A 203-nucleotide genomic window follows, 5' to 3' on the forward strand; every position below is an offset into this window, starting at 1 on the left:
TACTCCGGTCGCGGCGAGCCCACCGACGACCTCGTCCAGACCGCCACCGTCGGCCTGATCAAGGCGGTCGACAAGTTCGACCCCGAGCGCGGTGTCGACTTCGCCGGCTACGCCATCCCCACCATCATCGGTGAGATCAAGCGCCACTTCCGGGACCGCACCTGGTCCGTCCGGGTGCCCCGCCGCCTGCAGGAACTGCGCCT

Annotated in this window: 1 protein-coding gene; it reads left to right on the forward strand. The window is 69.5% G+C overall.

Features of this window, described 5'->3' with window-relative positions:
• Positions 1-203, forward strand: a 203-nt coding sequence (locus WH85_RS46520) for a sigma-70 family RNA polymerase sigma factor (RefSeq protein WP_045748635.1), incomplete at both ends; no start/stop codon positions are given.

This window comes from Actinoplanes rectilineatus (assembly GCF_000962825.1).
GTDB classification, from domain to species: Bacteria; Actinomycetota; Actinomycetes; order Mycobacteriales; family Micromonosporaceae; genus Actinoplanes; species Actinoplanes rectilineatus.